Below are 19,086 nucleotides of genomic sequence, written 5' to 3' on the forward strand. Positions count from 1 at the left end.
TTGTCTCTCGACCTGACCGCCCTGACCGGGGGGACGATGAGCGACGACACAGCGATGGCGCGGGAGACCGTGCTTGGACTCGACATCGGCGGCACGAAGATGGCCGCCGCTTTGGTGTCCGCTGACGGCACGATTCTCACCGGTGATCTGATCCGCACCCCGGCCGGCGACGCCGACGAGGTATTCGCGGCGCTCGGTGAGCTGATCACCCGGGTCCGCGGCGACTCCAGTCCCCTCGCTGTCGGGATCGGCTCGGCCGGTCCACTCGATCAACAGCACGGCCTGGTCTCCCCGGTGAACATCCCCGGGTGGCGCAACTTCCCCCTGGTCGACCGGGTACGGGCGTTGACCGGCGACGTACCCGTGACCCTTGGAATGGACGGGCACTGCTTCGCGCTCGGTGAGTTCTGGAGCGGCGCGGGACGGGACGCGGACACGCTGCTCGGGATCGTGGTGTCGACCGGAGTCGGCGGCGGTCTGGTCGTCGACGGCAAGCCGCTGATCGGGCAGTCCGGCAACGCGGCGCACATCGGCCACGTGGTGGTCGACCAGGACGGCGAGTCCTGCGCGTGCGGGTCGTACGGCTGTGTCGAGGCGTACGCGAGCGGTCCGCGGATGGTTGCCCGGGCGAAGCGGCGCGGGTGGCGGACGGACGAGGACGTGGACGCCGCCGTACTGGCTGCTGATGCCGCGGCCGGCGACGAGCTCGCGCTGGCGACGTTTGATGATGGCGCCCAGGCGCTGGCTGCCGGGATCGTGGCGACTGCGGTGACCGTCGACCTGACCACGGTGGTGATCGGCGGCGGAGTCGCGAAGGCCGGACCGGTGCTGTTCGACCCGGTGCAGGCCTGGGTGAAGAAGCTGGCGCAGCTGCCGTTCGTCGCGGAGCTGACCGTGGAGCCCGCTCAGCTGGACAATGCCGGTCTGCTGGGTGCCGCCCATCAGGCCTGGGCCGCTCTCACCTGATCCGCACATTTCGCGTCGTTCGGAAAGGGCCATCCCGCGCATCTTTGCGCAATTTTTACGAATATCAGGAATCTCTGTAACGACCGCCCTACTCCGCCCGATACCACGGATGGATGGGGTGGGGGCACCGTCATCCACGACCGGTCGAGGGGGGCTTTGACCGGACGGAACGGCTGATCGATGGGGGGCCTTGGATCAACCGGTACACGTGAGCGGCGGGTGAGGAGACTCTCCCGCCGCAACCGTGTCACCCACAGGTCGGGAACCACCGCTCATCCGGCGGCGTCCGACCGAACGGTAGGTGTTCGATCTCGTGGAGGGATGGGATCGAACGCGGGTTCTGCACTGTGGACGGCGGACGGCGGCCGTGGGGGGCGCCACCCCCGTCCATTGCGCAGAACAGATATCCGGCCAGGACCTTGCCGGATATCACTGCCGTTAGGGTCTGCTAGGGCTTGCGCCATTCCGGGTCGGGCAGGCGGGTGCGGTCGAGGCGGCCGTTGTCGTCCAGCGGGAGCTCCTCGATCGGGATCAGGTCCGCCGGCACCAGGTAGATCGGCAGCTCCTTGCCCAGGTCAAGCATCAGCCGCGCCAGTACGGCGGGATCGCTGTCCTCCAGGACGACGTACCCGATCAGGCAGGTGTCGCCGCCCGGGTCCGACTGGGCAACGACCACCGCGTCGACAACGCCGGGCTGATCGGCCAGCACGTGCTCGGTCTCGCCGGGCTCGACCCGGTGGCCGCGGATCTTCACCTGATCGTCCGCGCGGCCGAGGTACTCCAGCATGCCGTCGACCCGCCAGCGACCGAGGTCCCGGCTGCGGTACAGCCGCGCGCCCGGGTGGCCCGGATCCGGTACGAACGCGTGCTCGGTCTCCTCCGGCCGCCCGATGTAGCCCTGAGCAACCGCCGCGCCGCCGAGGTAGATCTCGCCGACCGCACCGACCGGCACCGGCCGCAGTACCGCGTCCAGGAGGCGTACGACGACACCCTCGATCGGACGCCCGATCGACGGCCTGTCCTCGGCCGGGTCGACCTCGTGGATCGTGGTCACGATCGACGCCTCGGCCGGCCCGTATTCGTTGTACAGCCGGCAGTTCGGATGCGCGTCCAGGAAGTCCCGGACCTTGTGCGTCAGCACCATCGCCTCACCGCCCGCGACGATCTCCCGCAGCGCGGGCAGTTCGGGCAGCCGGCGCATCGTCGCCAGCAACGCGGTCAACGGACTGAACGCCATGAACAACCGCTCGACACCGTGATCGCGGAGCGCCGCGACCACCGAGTCCGGGTCGTACCGGTCGTCCTCGCCGATCAGTACGAGCGCCGCACCCGACGCCAGCGTCGTGAACATCTCCTGCACGTGTACGTCGAAGCCGAACGACGTCCACTGCAACGTCCGCAGCGATCGCCGGGTCCGCAGGTAGTGCCGGACCAGGTTGACCGGACCGCGGTGCGGGACGATGACGCCCTTCGGATTGCCGGTCGAACCGGACGTATAGATGCAGTAGGCAACATCATCGGCCGCGGCCCGCACCGGCGGCGCCTGTCGCGCCCGCGGGTCGCCGTCCACTGCCGCGACCGGCACCAACCGGAGACCTAGCCGGTCCGCCAGTGCCGCATCGTCACCGACCAGCGCGACCGCCGAGGCGTCGTGGATCATGAACGCCCACCGGGATTCCGGTACGCCGGGGTCGAGCGGAAGGTACGCCGCACCGGACTTCAGCACCGCGAGTACCGCGACGACCATTTCGGTGCCTCGGGCAACTCGGACGGCGACCAGCTGCCCTGGCTTGACGCCGAGATCGACCAACTGCCAGGCGACCGCGTTCGATCGGCGGTCCAGTTCGGCGTACGTGAGTTGACGGTTGTTCTGGATCAGCGCGATCGCGTCCGGCGTGCGAGCGACCTGCTGCTCGAACAGGGTGTGCAGTCCACTGAGTTCGCCGGCGACGACGGCATCGCGTCGTACCCGGCCGATCGGGCCGCTCGGATCGGTGTCGGCCTCCAGCTCGCGGAGAGCCTCGAGGTCGGACTCGATCGGGAGCACCAGTTCCGGGAGCCGCAGGTTCGACCGGGTCGTTGCCCTGCGCAACACTTCGGCCAGGTAGCCGAGCAGGCGCTCGATCGTGGTCCGGTCGAACAGTCCGGACCGGTAGTCCGCAGTACAGATGACGCCGGCGCCGTGGTGGGTCAACCGGAACCGCAGGTCGACGGCGGCAGGCAGGTCGTCGTCGCCGTCCTCGAAGTCGACGAGGATCTGGAACAACGGGTCCCGCTGGAGAATGGCGAGATCGAGTCCGGCGTGGTCGAACGCATCCGTTGCCAGGTCGCGGACCCGTTGAGCGAGTTCGCCGAGGTCGGGCTCGCCGGAGAGATCGATGCGCAACGGGAGCGGGCGGCGGATCGCGGTCGAGGTGTCGCCCTTCGGACGGATCAGGGCGGAGCCGATCGTGACGTCCTCTTGCGCCGCGAACCGGCCGAGCACAGTCGCGACCGCAGCGAGCATCGTCATGACGGGGCTGAGTTTGCGCTCGCGGCTGTACGCGAAGACCGCGTCGCCTAGCTCCTCGTCGAGCTCCTGCTTGACCGATGCGACCGCGTTGTCGCCGGCTACGCGAACACGATCCGCTGGGAGGACCAACGGTTCGGCGCCGGCCAGCGTCTGGTCCCAGTACGAGAAGTCGCGGCGGCGTTCCTCGTCGCCGGGCCGGGATTCCGTCGTACTGCGGGCTTCGTCGATCACCTCGTCGTCCCAGGAACCGGCTGGGTCTTCTATGGCCGGCTCATCCGGCTGCTCGCCGAGGAGGGCGAGCTGCTCGCGCATCAGCTGCGTGACGCCATCGACCAGCTGACCCGCGACGCGGAGCTGCTGGGACATGAGCGCCGCCATCCCGCTGCCCGGCAGCTCGGCCTCGCTGGTCGCGGCGGCGGCCTCGTCGACCTTCGCGGCAAGCTCGGCCAGCCCGGTCCCGAGCACAGCCAGCGCCGCCCTGGGATCCCTGCTGGCTGGGAGCTCCTCGGTGGGTGCGGGCTCGGCGAGTGCGGGCTCAGGCTCGGCGGCCTCGACGGCTACGGCGGTCGCGAGCTTGTGCGGGGTGGTGTAGGTCAGGAACAGATCGTCCGGCGCCAGCTCCACCGAGAAGCGGCTGTTGATCTCGTCGATCACCGGCGCCATTGACGCCGGTGTCGCTCCGAGCTCGGCGAACGTATGGTCCACGGTCAGGTCGTACGGATCGAGGTTCAGTTCCTCGCAGGTCAGGTCGAGTACGACGTCCAGCGACTCGCGGTACCGCTCGGCCGACACCTCGTCACCCGGCAATGATCCGGCCTGCAGGAGGTAGTCCGCATCGATCTGATGCGTCTCGGCCGGCAGTTCGAACGGCGACCGCTCGCTGTCCTCGTCCACTGTCGGCTCGGGCTCGACGGGCTCCGTCGGCGGGTCCAGCATGATCCGCTTCACCGCTGCGTTCGACGGCGGCTCGAAGACCAAGGACTGGGCTCGTGCGGCCCGCTCGAACGCGTTCGACTGCGCCCTCGCGGCCACACCGTTGTCACCGGCAACCGCCGTACCTGGTCCGATAACCACCGTCACCGAGGGATCGACCGGGTGGTGCACCCGACGGAAGGGGTACGTCGGCAACGGGACGCGGCCGCCGTCCGGGTAGACCTTGGCCCAGGCGATCTCCGTGCCCTGCTCGTACAGCTCGGCCAGGCCATTCATCGTCGCGAGCACCGGGTCCTGGCCGAGGCGCTGGGCCGGAATCCACGTGCTGTTCGGGGCGATCCGGCGACCGGCGGGACTTAGTACGGCGTCCGGTCCGAGCTCCAGGAATCGGCGGCAACCGGCGGCCGTGACGGCCTCGACCGCGTCGCCGAACAGGACCGGCTGCCGCAGCTGGCCCACCAGGTAGTCGCCGTCGAGGACGGTCCCGGACTCGAGCAGATCACCCGACCAGCTCGACACCATCGGCGTCCGCAGTGGCTTCAGTGTGATCCCGCGGACGATCTCGGCAAAGTCGGCCAGTATTGGGTCGACCAACGAACTGTGGAACGCGCGGTCGACGTCCAGCCGCTGCCACGCGACCTCCAGCCGGTCCAGCTGTGCGGCAAGCTGACCGACGATCACCTCAGACCCGGTCAGCACGAACGACTGCGGACCGTTGCCTGCAGCAACCTCCACGCCGGTGGTGCGGGCGATCTCCCGGACCCGGTCGGCGTCCGCGCGGACGGCGACCATCGCGCCGGGGACCGTGCCGCGCTGCATGAGTTGGCCGCGCTTCGCAGTGAGGCGTACGCCGTCTTGCAACGACAACGCGCCCGCAACGGTCAAAGCGGCGTACTCCCCCACGCTGTGGCCGACGACGAGTGCGGGCTGGACGCCGAACGACTGCCAGAGTCGGGCGAGTGCGAGCTCGAACGCGAACAGGGCCGGCTGCGCGGTCTCGGTCGGCCAGACGCCTTCCGCCGTACCGGCTGCTGTGGTCAGCAGGAGCTCGAGAAGGTTGCCGCCGGTCTCTTCGTGGTACACGCGATCGCACTCGTCGAGCACCGAGCGGAACGCCGGGAAGCGGGCGGCGAGACCGGCCGCCATACCGCGCCGGGCGGCGCCCTGGCCGGTGAACGCGTACCCCAGTGGGCCGGGTCCGCCGCGCGGTACTTCTGTCGCCTGGGCGGACCCGAGTGCCTCCTCGAGCTCGGCTTCCGAACCGCCCGCGACCGCGACCCGATGACGGTGGGCCGGGCGGCCGAGTGCCGCCGTACCAGCGAGGTCGATGAGGCGATGACCGGTGCCGTGGCCGAGGTCCGTGCGGTACAGCTCGACGAGGTCGGCCAGGGCGTCCGGGTCGGGCGCGGAGAGCGGGAGTACGACGGGGCCGTCGTCGCCGCGGCGGATCTGCCGGGGCGCCTCCTCGAGGATCACGAGCGCATTGGTGCCGCCGGCATCGATCGCGCTGACGCCCGCGCGGAGCGTCGTACCTGCGTCCCATTCGCGTGCTTCGGTGCCGATCACGAACGGGCTGCCGTCGAGGGCGAGCGCCGGGTTCGGAGTGGTGTAGTTGATCGTCGGGACGAGCATCCGGTGCTGCAGCATCAGAATCGTTTTGATCAGGCCGGCCATACCGGCGGCGCTGTCGAGGTGGCCGATGTTCGGCTTCACCGAGCCGATCGTGCAGAACCCAACCTTGTCGGTGTGCCGGCGGAGCGCGGTCGTCAGCGACTTGACCTCGGCCGCGTCGGCGGTCGCGGTGCCGATCCCGTTGGCCTCGATGTAGCTGACCGAGTCGGCGTCGAACCCGGCGCGCTCGAGCGCACGCTCGATCAGGTCGACCTGGTTCCCCTCGTCGTTGCTGACCGCAGTACCGCGGATCACGGCGTACACCGTGTCGCCGTCGGCGAGAGCCTGGTCGAGACGCTTCAGCAGTACGGCGGCGACGCCGTTGCCACCGACAGTGCCGTCGGCGTCCGCGGCGAACGCCCGCACGTGCCCGCTCGGCGAAAGGATCGACTCCGGCGTCGGCTGGTAACTCGTTGCCTGCGGCATCTGTACGGCGGCGGCACCGGCGAGCGCGAGATCCGCGTCACCCGAGCGCAACGCCTGACAGGCAAGGTGTACGGCGACCAGCGACGACGACCAGGCCGACTGCACACCGATCGCGGGACCGGTCAGCCCGAGTCGATAGGCGACCCGGGTGGCCAGCGAGTCCCTGGACTGGTGATGGCGGTTGTAGAGGTTCATGCCCGATCCGGCGAACACACCGACGCGGCTCGACGTACCGGCGTACCCGCCGTGCTCCAACGCCTGATGACACACCTCGAGGAACAACCGCTGAGCCGGATCCATCAGTTCCGCTTCGCGGTCACTCAACCCGAAGAACTTCGCATCGAACGACTCGACGTGCTCCAGCACCCCACTGACCGCCGCGGCCCCGTCGCCCGTCCCTCCGACCTCCTCCGCCGAGAACCGCCGAACACTCTCCACCCCACCGACAAGGTTCTCCCAGAACTGCTCAACCCCCTCAGCCCCCGGAAACCGCCCAGCCACCCCCACCACAGCCACGGGCTCAACCAACCCAACCCGCTCACGCCCAACCACCCCGTCAGCAGCGTTGCCCTCAGCAACGTCTTCCGCCGGCCCACTCGCCTGCTCGTCGCCGCCTACCGACTCCTGCTCAACCGAAGCCTCGCGTGGGGCGACGTGAGTCTCGCGATCATCCGCGTCGCCAGAAGCGTTGCCCTCAGCAACATCTTCCGCCACCCCGACAACGCCGTCCTCCGCAACCTCGGAGTCCTTCGGCGGTACGACGCCCACCGCCGCCGACTCCGAGTCCGCCAGGTCCCCCGGCTCGCTACCCTCACCCACCGCAGCCGCGGACTCAGAAGCCTGAAGCTCGTCGCTGTCAGCCGCGCCAGAAACCTCAACCTCGCCGCCGTCGTCTCCAACGGCCGCCACCGACTCCTGAAGCGCCTCGCGCCCCGCGTCCCCGGCAGCTACATCACCAGCCGCGCCAGGCACCCGCACGAGCTCAGCAGTCTCCGCCTCGTCGCCGAACTCCGCTCCGTCCTCCGCCGTACCCGAAGACGCGCCTACGACCTCAGCCACGCCACCAGAAGACGCGCCTGCCACCTCGGCCGAGGTCTCGGCTACCCCACCCCCGCCGTCCCCAACGTCCTCAGCGACAGTCCCCTCGCCACCACCCGCCTGCTGGTCAACGCCAGCACCATCCACACCCTCAAGCCCAGCCCCGACGTCCTGCCCCTCGACACCCTGCCCCTCGACACCCCGCGCCTCAACGTCCTGGACCTCGACATCCCGCCCGTCGACGTCATGCGCCTCAACACCCTGCGCCGACTCGACGTCCTGCGATTCGCCCCCGACCGCCGGGTCGCCAGTCGCCGTCGCCTCACCCAGCGCAACCGCCGCCTCAGCCACCTCGGACTCGCCACCGTCAGCACCCTCGGCCTCGGCCTCGGCAGCCTCGGAGGCTACGAGTCCGGCGCCCTCAACATCCGTGGCCCCAGAAGCCGCACCCTCATCGCCGTCAGCATCTTCGCCATCGGTGGACCCAGAACCCGCAAGCTCGGCAGCACCAGCTCCCCCGGCACCGGCGGACTCAGCACCCACCGCCTCGGCGCCACCAACTCCTTCGGCATCCGTGGAATCGGAAACCGCAGGCTCGCCGCCGCCACCTCCCTCGACATCGGAGGACTCAGCACCCACCGCGTCGGCGCCGCCGCCTCCCTCAGCATCCGCGGTATCCGAGACCCCGGGCTCGTCGCTGCCAGCACCCTCGACATCGGCGGACTCAGAACCCGCAAGCTCGGCGCTGTCAGCTCCTTCAGAACTCGCGGACTCGACTACCTCCAGCTCAGCTGCGTCGTCCCGCTCAGCTGCGTCGTCCCGCTCGGCCGAGGGCTCGACGCTGGCTTGCTCATGCCCGGCGACCCGAGCATCCGCGGCCGCCTCATCCAACTCCTCCGCGTGTTTCTGCTCGCCCTGCTCTTGCCCACCCCGCTCCGCGTCGCCGGGCTCTTGCTCGGCCCGTGCGGCGTCGGCGTGCTCTTGCTCGGCATGCTCCGCGTCGCCGGGCTCTTGCTCGGCCTGCTCTTCCCGACCATGCTCCGCGTCAGCGGGCTCTTGCTCGGCGCGCTCCTCGGAAGCCTGCTCCTGCTCGGTGGCGTTTGCCGACGGGGTGGAGGCTTCAGGTTGGATGGCCTCTCGGGCTGCGGGAGATGTCTGCTCGCCTGCAGCGCGCGGCTGCTCGTCCGCCTTGGACTCGCCAGGTGCTGCCTGCGGTTCGTCGGTGGACTGCTTGTTGTCTGGCTCTTCTGCGACAGCCGGTACAACGGCCCCTTGCTCGTCGGCCGCAGATTCCGGCGTGCTGTCAGGTGCAGCCGGCCGAGCCTCGACCGCTTGTGCCGCGGCGGCTTCGCCCGAGGGCTGCTCGACTGCTGACTCGGCCTCGGACGTCGGCGCCGCCGTACCTGCGGATGCAGCAGCCTCGGGAGCGAGTTCGGGCTCCGCCACAGGTACTGCGGACGCGGCAGACGCAGCGGGCTCGGCCGTCGGCTCGGGCTCAGACGTCGGTGCCGAGGCGGCTTCGGGCGATGACTGTTCAGCTGCTGACTCGGCCTCGGACGTCGCAGGCGCCGTCTCGGCTGATGCAGCAGGTTCGGCAGCGAACTCGGGATCCGTCGCAGGTACTGCGGGCTTGTCGGACGCAGCGGGCTCGGCCTCAGACGTGGGTTCCGAGGTAGCACCCCGCGCAGACTGTTCGGCTGGCGACCCGGTCTCGGACGTTGGCGCTGCAGGTGTGGCGGAATCAGCAGGTTCAGAGGCGTCCGGCGCAGGTACTGCGAAGGCGGCGGGCTCGGCCGTCAGCTCGGGCTCGGGTGTGGGTGCGGCGGTGCCACCGGCTTCGGAAGTCGTCTCAAGCTGAGGCATAGCTGCTGCGGGGGCACCGGCCTCGGGAGTTGGCTCGAGTTCGGACGTGGGTGCGGCGGTAGCAGCGGGTGCGGACTGGTCGGCTGAGGGCGCTGGCGATGGCGCGGCTGCGGAAGGTGCAGGCGACGGCGCGTTTGCGGGCGGCGCTGCCGGCTCCGTGGGTTGCGCGGGCGTGGGCTGCGCGGACGTGGCCTGCGCTGGCTGCTCAGCTGCGGGGGCCGGGGTGGGCTCGGCCGGCTTGGCTGCTGGAGCTGTGAGCGGTGAGGCGGCCTCGGGCGACGGCGCGCTAGTGGAAGGGGCCGGTGCCGACGACGCGGGTGCGGAGGCTGCGGCGGGCGTTGGTGCGGAAGGGGCGGGTGTTGAGGGGGCGCCGAGGGTGGGGCGTTGGGGGGGTGTGGGGATGGATTGTTGGAGTTCTCGTTGCCAGGCTAGGCGGACTACTGGGAGTTCGGTGGTGCGTTCGGAGGGGTCCTCGTCGGCGTATGGGGTGGTTTCGGGGGCGGCCGAAGGGCCCTGGCCGGTGGGACCGGAGTCGGGGGTGGCGCCGGCCGGTTCTACGTGGGGGGCGGCGGGTGGTTGGAGGAGGGTGCCGTCGATCCAGCGTTGTTTGAGGAGTGGGCGGAGGATCTTGCCGCCGGGGGTCGTCGGGAAGTCGCGGCGTGGGACGCCGACGACCTGGGCCGACAGGCCGAGGCGGGACTGGATCAAGCTTCGGATCGCCTGGTCCATCCCAGGAACAGACTCGGCCGTCAGTGCATAGAAGACGACCAGCCGGTCGGTCCCGGACTCCTCGTCCGCGACACCGCACGCGGCGACCAGACCGTGTTCCGCGCCGACCACGGTCGTGGCGACGGACTCGATGTCGTGGGCGTAGTGGAGCTTGCCCGACATGATGATGCGTTCGCTGTCCCGGCCGGTGATGACGACCTGCCCGCCGGTGATGAAGCCCTGGTCCCCGGTCGCCAGCCACTTCCGGGCCGGCCAGTTCCCGACCGGGAACGCGGTCCGGTCGGCCTCGAGATTCCCGAGGTACCCCGGCGTGACCCGAGCCGACGCGACCTGCAGCTGACCGATCCGGCCTTCCGGCAGTACGGCGCCGTTCGGTGCCACGATGCGTACCGTCGTACCCGGTGCCGGCGCTCCCACCGACACCAGCGACAACACCCCGGGGACCTCAACGCGCGTCTTACCCGGTCGCGCGACAGCGACCTTCCCGGACGACGGGCGCTGGTCCACCCACTCGACGATGCCGGTCGGTGGGATCCGTACCCGGTGCACGTTCGGCGTCAGCCCGGGCCGTGCGAACGTGATCCCGGTGACCGTCTCGGTCATCCCCCACGCCGCGACGAACGTCTCCGGCACCACGCCGAACCGGTTCGTCACCCGCAGGAACTCCGACATCACCGGCACGGTGATCTGCTCACCACCGCTGACCAGACTGCGCAACGCGGACAGATCCCAGTGCCGGTCCGGCTCCCCCGCCACAGCGGCCGTGGCGAGGCGGTACCCGAAGTTCGGCGACCACGAGTGGTTGACGCGGTGCTGGTCCATCAGGTCGAGCCAGCGCAGCGGGTTGGACAGCACCCAGTCCGTGTTCACGTGGATGTTCGTGCACCCGGTGAACACGGGCAGCAGGTGGTACAGCAGGAATGCCCCGCTGCGATCCAGCGGCAGCCAGTTCAACGTCGTCTGACCAGGTCGCACCGGCAGCATGGCCGGCGTACCGGCAGCGAATTCGACCAGCCCGCGATGCGTCAGCTGCACGAGCTTCGCCGCGCCCGTCGAGCCCGACGACAACATCAGTACGGCGACGTCGTCCGCGGCCGGCCGGTGGAAGTCCGAGGTCGGCTCGTGGCCCGCCATCGCGTCCGGGTCGAGGACCGGCAGGCCGAGGTCGTTCGGCAGGTCGGACGGGCGGCCGATCAGGACCGTCCAGCCGAGCAGGTCGGTGATCTTGCGGAGCCGCTCCCGGCCTTCTTCGGTCCGGTCGCCGCCCGGGTTCGGCGCGACCAGCAGCGGGCGGATGCCGCCGAGCGTGCAGGCCCAGAACGCGGCGAAGAACCCGACCGGCTCGGTGCAGTGCACGACCGCGGGATCACCCGCGCGTACGCCGTTCGCCCGCAGGCCGGCCAGGATCCGGGCGGCGAGCTCGAGCAAGGTCGGGAAGTCGAGCTTGGTCTCACGGCCGTCCGGGCCGATCTCGACCACTCCGGCGGCGCCGAAGTCACGCGCGGCCCGGAGCAGCGCGCTCGGCAGGTCGCGCGGGTACCCGGCGGGAATCATCAACGCCGGCCCGGTGGAGATCGCCGGCCGGTCTGCACCACTTCTCACGCCGATGCCACCACCAGCGGGGTCGCCAACCGATCAGCTGCGGGTACGACGGGACGCGCGCACGGCTCGGCTACGAGCGGAGAGACGCCGGCCAGATGGCGACTCACGGACACGCGCCTCCCCAACTGGACGGAGCGGGTTCAGGGCAGACCCGCCTCACTTCACACCGACAGCAGCCCCGTTTTCCGCCAGCCGGAACAACGCCGTCACCGGGCGCACCCGGTGCGTCATCGAGCCGACCGACAGCCGTGAACCCTACCAGCCGCAACCGGCCCTGGAGGAGTCCGTTCTCACCAGCCGATAGTTAAGAATTCCGCGACCCATCGACACCGTTCACAACGAGCGGGAGCCGCTTCCGATACGGCCCCCGGCACAAACTCCGGCGCGCAAAACTCCGGCGACAGGATCGTCCGGTGGGTCGACCATGGTGACCATGATCGACAGCGGCTCAACGGTCCGCACAACTACCGGACTCGTCCGCGGCAGCGCCGAGAACGGCCTCGCGGTCTTCCGGGGGATCCCGTTCGCCGCACCCTTGCCGGGCGACCTGCGGTTCGCCGCTCCGCAGCCCGCCGAACCATGGGACGGCGTTCGTCCGGCAACGTCTTGGGGACCACCGCCACCGCAGTCGCAGATCTTCGGACCGCCGTCGAACCCGGTCACCGGGGACGAGTGGTTGACGGTCAACGTCTGGTCGCCACGGGTCGAGCTCGGCGCCGGGCTGCCGGTGATGGTGTGGATCTACGGCGGCGCGTACGCGTTCGGCCACGCGAGTGATCCGGCGACCGACGGGGCACGGCTGGCTCGCGAGGGTGACGTCGTACTGGTGACGTTCAACTATCGGGTCGGCGTCGAAGGGTTCGGCTCGCTGCAGGGTGCTCCCGCCAACCGGGGTCTGCTCGATCAGGTCGCGGCGCTCGAGTGGGTGCGCGAGAACATCGCGGCGTTCGGCGGCGATCCGGCGCGGGTCACGGTGTTCGGGGAGTCCGCCGGAGCCGGCTCGATCGCCGCCCTGCTGGCGATGCCGCGAGCCGCAGGGTTGTTCGGCCGGGCGATCACGCAGAGCGTGCCCGGGACGTTCTTCTCGGTGCCGCTGGCCGACGACATCATGGCGACGATCGCCAAGCGGCTCGGACGCGAGCCGAGCGTCGACGGCCTGAGCGGGGTCTCCGCGGCCGAGCTCGTCGGGGCGAGCGACGCGTTGAGCGGCGCGATGCTTCCGTACGCCGATCGCTGGGGAGCCGTCGCGCACACCTCGGTCCCGTTCTCGCCGGTTGTCGACGGTGAGGTCCTGCCGAGGACGCCGTACGACGCTCTCGCCGACGGCACCGGCCGCGAGGTCGAGCTGATCGCCGGCCACAACCGCGACGAGTACCGGCTGATGCTCGCGATCACCGGCCGCCTCGGCAACGTCACCGACTCCGACGCCACGGCCGCGCTGGAGCTGCTCGGCCCGGACGGCTTCCGCGAGGCCTATCCGGACGCGAGCGCCGAGCGCTTGTTCGAGCTGGTCCATTCCGACTGGCTGTTCCGGATGCCGAGTCACCGGCTGGCCGAAGCGCAGGTCGCCGGCGGGGGCCGCGCGTACTCCTACGAGCTGGTGTGGCCGAGCAGCGGGCTCGGTGCCTGTCACGGCGTCGACGTGCCGCTGGTCTTCGGGAACCTTCAGCAGGAGCACACCGCCTTCCTCCTCGGCTCGGAGTCCCCCGCCGACATCGAGCGAGTCTCCCAACACTTCCGAACCGCCTGGACAACCTTCGCCCACACCGGCGATCCCGGCTGGCCGCAGTACGACGAAACGCACCGCCTAGTCGCGTCGATCGGCACCGACCTCACCATCACGCCGTACGCCGAAGAACAGTCCCGCCGCCTGTGGGCCAACTACGACTTCGCACCGCTCCCCTTGCTGGGGTGAACGTGTCAGCGCGGTGGCGGTCCGGTGTCAGGGCGCGCGGCGATCGTGGTTCTCGGCAGCGCGGGACCACCGCGCTCGAGACCGAGGAGCACGAACATGCCGATCCAAACCCCCAGCGAGCAGCAGGACCGCCCGGAGTTGCGGAAGGCCGCCGAGGAGTTCGTCGACGCCGGCTTCGGCGGGCTGGAACTGCGCGTGCACGACGAGCAGGGCGAGTGGGTCGGCAGCGCCGGAGTCCGTGAGCTTGGCAGCGCCGACGAGCCGCCGCTGGACGGACAGGGTCGGGTCGGCAGTGTCACCAAGACGTTCGTGTCGACTGTCGTGCTGCAACTCGTGGCCGAGGGCAAGCTCGAGCTGGACGGCCCGGTGGCGCCGCATCTCGCCCGGTTCGAGCTGGATCCGCGGATCACGGTGCGGATGCTGCTCAACCACACCAGCGGGCTGTTCAATTACACGGGCGAGTACTTCCCCGACGGAACCGTCGTACCGGGCCTCCCGGCGACCGGCAAGGACTGGGCGGAGAACCGGCTGCAGGGCTACGCACCGGAGGAGCTGGTCGAGTTCGCGCTGTCCAAGCCGTCGCGGTTCGAGCCGGGCGCCGAGTGGAGCTACGCCAACACGAACTACACGATCGCCGCGCTGCTGATCGAGGCCGTCACCGGCCGCTCGTTCACTGCGGAGCTGGAAGCGCGGATCCTCAAGCCGCTCGACCTGACCGGCACCCTGGAACCGGGCGACCGGACGGACATTCCAGACCCCCACTCGCACGGCTACTTCCGCTACTCGGACGGCGACGAATCGAAGCTGGTCGACGTCACCGAGCAGAACCCCTCGCTGCTGTTCGGCGCCGGCAGCATGCTCTCGACCGTCCGGGACCTGCACGTCTTCATGTCCGCGCTGCAGAGCGGACAGCTGTTGCCTGCCGAACTGCTGGCCGAGATGCGGACGCCGGAGCCGAAGAGCGGTCCGCTCAACTACGGCCTGGGTCTGTTCGCGCAGGACACCGGCTCAGAGACCATCTACCACCACAACGGCAGCGCACCGGGCGGGTACGGCGCCCTGGTGTTCAGCAGCGCAGACGGCACCAAGACCCTGACCGCCCTCATCACGATGGGAGACGCCGACGTAGACCTGCTCCAGATCTTCCCGCCGGCCCTCGACCGCCTGGTGAAGGCGGTGTTCTGAAACAGATCCGTGGGCGAAGGGGGGATCGAAGCGTTCCTGGACGCCGAGCAGCCGGGTAGGTGATATCGTGAACGCCTGCTCCTCAGGTGAGCAAACCTCCCCGGCGCCGGCGTGCCGGGGCTTCGTTTGCCGGGCGGCATGGGCTGTTAGCTCAGTTGGTTAGAGCACCTCGTTTACACCGAGGGGGTCGGGGGTTCGAGTCCCTCACAGCCCACCACTAGTAACCACCGGCCGGCTCAGGGGTTCGCGGTGAGACTTGCCAGCGCGGCAGCGTAGTCGTCGGGGTTGCGGGCCTCCGGGATCGGGTTGACCACGGACCAGCGGATGATGCCGGTTCGGTCCACGACGAAAGTGCCGCGGAGGGCGCAGCCGCGGTCCGGGTCGAAGACGCCGTACGACGTGGCGATGGTGCCGTGGGGCCAGAAGTCGGTGAGCAGGCTGAAGTTCAGGCTCTGCGCGTCGGCGTACGCCCGGAGGGTGAACATCGGGTCGCAGGAGATCGCCAGGAACTCGGCGGCGGCGAGCAGGTCCGGCCGGTCGCGGAGTTCGGCCAGTTCGCTGGTGCAGACCTGGCTGAAGGCATACGGATAGAAGACCAGTACGACGTCCCGGTGGCCGGCGAAGTCGCTCAGCCGGACCTGTTCGCCGTACTGGTTCCGAGTACTGAAGTCGGGGGCCCGGCTGCCTGCAGCCGGGACGGTCACCCGCGGCGGCCGGACTTCGGAACCACCAGCTTGGTCGCGGACCAGTCGTCGGTCACGCTCAACGTGCTCGTCGTGGCCAGGCCGGCGACGGGCGCGGCCTCGGCGATGTCGCTGGTCTCGACGTAGCCGTCGCGACCGACCTTCGGGGTCAGCAGCCAGACGACGCCACCGGCCTTCAGGTCGGTGAGGATGTCGAAGAAGGCGTCGACCAGGTCTCCGTCGTCCTCGCGGAACCAGAGCAGTACGACGTCCACGACCTCGTCGGTCTCGTCGTCGACGAACGCCTCGCCGGTGATCTCCCGGATCGCATCGCGGAAGTTGTCGTCGCTGTCGTCGTCGTACCCGATCTCCTGGACGACCCAGCCGGCCTCCAGGCCGAGCCGGGAGGCCATGTTCGGCACTCCGCCCTTGCCGTCCGCGTGGTCCGCGGTCGCGCTCACGTGTCCTCCTCCGTGGTCCCCGCTTGCCCGGGGGTAGGTGTCAGTAGCCGCACAGCTAGCGATAGTCCATCGTGCCGTACCGCGTCGCGCAAGTATGCACCAGGGTTCCGTGACGTGTCCGGTATCCGCGTGGCGGGTACAGTGCGTGTCCGCTGAGATCGCGCCTTGACAACCGGATTCGGACCTGTCTGGAAGGCGAAGTAGAACGCATTCCGAACAGGTGACAGGATTGCGTGGAAGACAACCAGAACGAACGGCAGAGAGAACGGCAGGACACCGTGGCTTCCGGACACGAACCACCAGCCATCATCACCGAGGGGATGCCCACCCAGCTCCCCGACATCGACCCCGACGAGACACGCGAGTGGGTCGAATCGCTCGACGCCGTCCTGGACGAACGGGGCAAGGCGCGAGCGCGCTACCTGATGCTCAAGCTGATCGAGCGAGCCCGGGAGCGACAGGTCGGCGTGCCCGCCCTGCGGAGCACCGACTACATCAACTCGATCCCGCCCGAGCGTGAGCCGTGGTTCCCCGGCGACGAGCACATCGAGCGCCGGATCCGGGCCTTCATCCGCTGGAACGCCGCGGTGATGGTCAGCAAGGCCAACCGCAAGGGCCTGGAGGTCGGCGGTCACATCGCCACCTATCAGTCCGCGGCCAGCCTGTACGAGGTCGGCTTCAACCACTTCTTCCGCGGCAAGGACCATGCCGACGGCGGCGACCAGATCTTCATCCAGGGTCACGCCTCCCCCGGTATGTACGCGCGCGCCTTCCTCGAGGGCCGGCTGTCCGCCGACGACCTGGACGGGTTCCGCCAGGAGGTCTCGCGCGGTCCGCACCACGGCCTGTCGTCGTACCCGCACCCGCGGCTGATGCCGGACTTCTGGGAGTTCCCGACCGTCTCGATGGGACTGGCCGCGCTGAACTCGATCTACCAGGCCCGCTTCAACCGGTACCTGCAGAACCGCGGCATCAAGGACACCAGCAAGCAGCACGTCTGGGCGTTCCTCGGTGACGGCGAGATGGGCGAGCCGGAGTCGCTCGGCGCGATCGGCCTGGCCGCCCGCGAGGAGCTCGACAACCTCACCTTCGTGATCAACTGCAACCTGCAGCAGCTGGACGGCCCGGTCCGCGGCAACGGCAAGGTGATCCAGGAGCTGGAGGCGTTCTTCCGCGGCGCCGGCTGGAACGTGATCAAGGTGATCTGGGGCCGCGAGTGGGACAACCTGCTCGCCCAGGACCACGACGGCGCACTGGTGAACAAGATGAACACCACGCCTGACGGCCAGTTCCAGACCTACTCCGTCGAGTCCGGCGAGTACATCCGGAACAACTTCTTCGGCGGCGACCAGCGGCTGCAGCAGATGGTCAGCAACCTGTCCGACGAGGACCTGCGCAAGCTGCCCCGCGGCGGTCACGACTACCGCAAGGTGTACGCCGCGTTCAAGAGCGCGACCGAGCACGTCGGCCAGCCGACCGTGATCCTGGCCCAGACCATCAAGGGCTGGACGATCGAGGCGCTGGAGGGCCGCAACGCGACCCACCAGATGAAGAAGCTGACCTCGGACGACCTGAAGGCGTTCCGGGACCGGCTCTACCTGCCGATCGAGGACTCCGCCCTCGAGGACGCGTACAACCCGCCGTACTTCCACCCCGGCACCGACTCGCCGGAGTACCAGTACATGATGGATCGGCGTAAGCAGCTCGGCGGTTCGCTGCCGCAGCGCAAGGTGGCGCCGAAGACGCTCAAGCTGCCCGGCGACGACGTCTACAAGCCGCTGTCCAAGGGCAGCCACGCGCCGATCGCCACCACGATGGCGCTGGTCCGGCTGTTCCGCGACCTGATGAAGGACCCGGAGATCGGCCACCGGATCGTCCCGATCGCCCCGGACGAGTACCGCACCTTCGGGATGGACTCGATGTTCCCGACGGCGAAGATCTACTCGCCGCACGGGCAGAACTACGAGGCCGTCGACCGCAACCTGCTGCTGTCCTGGAAGGAGTCCTCGGCGGGCCAGCTGCTGCACGAGGGCATCAGCGAGGCCGGCGCGATGGGGTCGACGATCGCGGCCGGGACGGCGTACGCCACCCACGGCGAGCCGATGATCCCGTTCTACATCTTCTACTCGATGTTCGGCTTCCAGCGGACCGGTGACTCGATCTGGGCGTTCGGCGACCAGCTCGGCCGGGGCTTCCTGGTGGGTGCCACCGCCGGGCGTACGACGCTGACCGGTGAGGGACTGCAGCACGCGGACGGGCACTCGCCGCTGCTCGCCTCGACCAACCCGGCGGTCGTGCACTACGACCCGGGCTTCGCCTACGAGGTCGGCCACATCGTGAAGGACGGCCTGCGCCGGATGTACGGCTACGGTCTGGACAAGGACAAGCCGTACGGCGAGGACGTCTTCTACTACCTCACGGTGTACAACGAGCCGGTCGCGCAGCCGGCCGAGCCGGAGAACCTCGATGTCGCGGGCCTACTCAAGGGCATGTACCGCTTCAACGAGTACGAGACCGCCGAGGGTGACGACGTACCGCGGGTGCAGCTGCTCGCGTCCGGCGTCGGACTGCCGTGGGTGCTGAAGGCCCAGCAGATCCTCGCCGAGGAGTACTCCGTGGCCGCGGACATCTGGTCCGTCACCTCGTGGAACGAGTTGCGCCGCGACGCGATCGCCGCCGAGCAGCACAACCTGCTGCACCCGGAGGAGCCGGAGCAGGTGCCGTTCGTGACCGAGCAGCTCAAGGACACCAAGGGTCCGGTCGTTGCCGTCAGCGACTTCATGCGCGCGGTGCAGGACCAGATCTCCCGCTGGGTGCCGAACGACTACACCTCGCTCGGGACCGACGGCTGGGGTCTGGCCGACACCCGGGCCGCGGCGCGGCGGCACTTCCAGGTGGACGCCGAGTCGATCGTCGTCGCCACCCTGGAGATCCTGGCCAAGCGCGGTGATGTCAAGCCGGAGGTCGCTGCCGAGGCGGCCCGCAAGTTCCGGATCGACGACCCGACCGCGGTCGCCGGTGTGAAGCAAGAGGGCGCCGGCGCCTGAGCTGTCCGACCCGAACCGCCTCTCCCGAAATTCCCGGGAGAGGCGGTTCTCGTTG

Annotated in this window: 7 protein-coding genes and 1 tRNA gene; 5 read left to right on the top strand and 3 right to left on the bottom strand. The window is 69.5% G+C overall.

Annotated elements, in window-relative coordinates:
• Positions 1-36: 36 nt before the first annotated feature.
• Positions 37-966, top strand: a complete 930-nt coding sequence (locus EV650_RS12440) for an ROK family protein (protein ID WP_134118452.1) — start codon at positions 37-39, stop codon at positions 964-966.
• A gap of 448 nt (positions 967-1,414) precedes the next feature.
• Here EV650_RS12440 and EV650_RS12445 read toward each other — a convergent pair whose 3' ends face one another.
• Positions 1,415-11,740 carry a non-ribosomal peptide synthetase/type I polyketide synthase gene (locus tag EV650_RS12445; protein WP_134118454.1) on the bottom strand — a complete coding sequence of 3,442 codons (10,326 nt, stop codon included), beginning with the start codon at positions 11,738-11,740 and terminating at the stop codon, positions 1,415-1,417.
• 433 nt (positions 11,741-12,173) lie between these two features.
• Between EV650_RS12445 and EV650_RS12450 the strand changes: the two genes are divergently transcribed.
• The 3 genes from EV650_RS12450 (at position 12,174) to EV650_RS12460 (ending at position 15,057) form a co-directional block, all read left to right on the top strand.
• Positions 12,174-13,655 carry a carboxylesterase/lipase family protein gene (locus EV650_RS12450; protein WP_134118456.1) on the top strand — a complete coding sequence of 494 codons (1,482 nt, stop codon included), beginning with the start codon at positions 12,174-12,176 and terminating at the stop codon, positions 13,653-13,655.
• A gap of 96 nt (positions 13,656-13,751) precedes the next feature.
• Positions 13,752-14,840, top strand: coding sequence for a serine hydrolase domain-containing protein (locus tag EV650_RS12455; RefSeq protein WP_134118458.1), 1,089 nt, complete (start codon positions 13,752-13,754; stop codon positions 14,838-14,840).
• Between the two features lie 140 nt (positions 14,841-14,980).
• Positions 14,981-15,057: transfer RNA gene (locus EV650_RS12460), tRNA-Val, on the top strand.
• A 19-nt stretch (positions 15,058-15,076) separates the two neighbouring features.
• Here EV650_RS12460 and EV650_RS12465 read toward each other — a convergent pair.
• Both EV650_RS12465 and EV650_RS12470 read right to left on the bottom strand, forming a co-directional pair.
• On the bottom strand, positions 15,077-15,544 hold the full coding sequence (locus EV650_RS12465; RefSeq protein ID WP_134118460.1) for a peroxiredoxin: 468 nt from the start codon (positions 15,542-15,544) through the stop codon (positions 15,077-15,079).
• Positions 15,541-15,984 (bottom strand): DUF3052 domain-containing protein, encoded by a 444-nt coding sequence (locus tag EV650_RS12470; protein ID WP_134118462.1) that lies wholly within the window; start codon positions 15,982-15,984, stop codon positions 15,541-15,543. Before EV650_RS12470 ends, EV650_RS12465 begins: the two co-directional genes overlap by 4 nt.
• A gap of 278 nt (positions 15,985-16,262) precedes the next feature.
• On the opposite strand from EV650_RS12470, the gene aceE reads away from it, so the two are divergent.
• Positions 16,263-19,031 (top strand): pyruvate dehydrogenase (acetyl-transferring), homodimeric type, encoded by a 2,769-nt coding sequence (gene aceE / locus EV650_RS12475; RefSeq protein ID WP_134118464.1) that lies wholly within the window; start codon positions 16,263-16,265, stop codon positions 19,029-19,031.
• The last annotated feature ends 55 nt before the right edge of the window (positions 19,032-19,086 follow it).

Origin of the sequence: Kribbella kalugense (genome assembly GCF_004365875.1) — a bacterium.
Lineage (GTDB): Bacteria > Actinomycetota > Actinomycetes > Propionibacteriales > Kribbellaceae > Kribbella > Kribbella kalugense.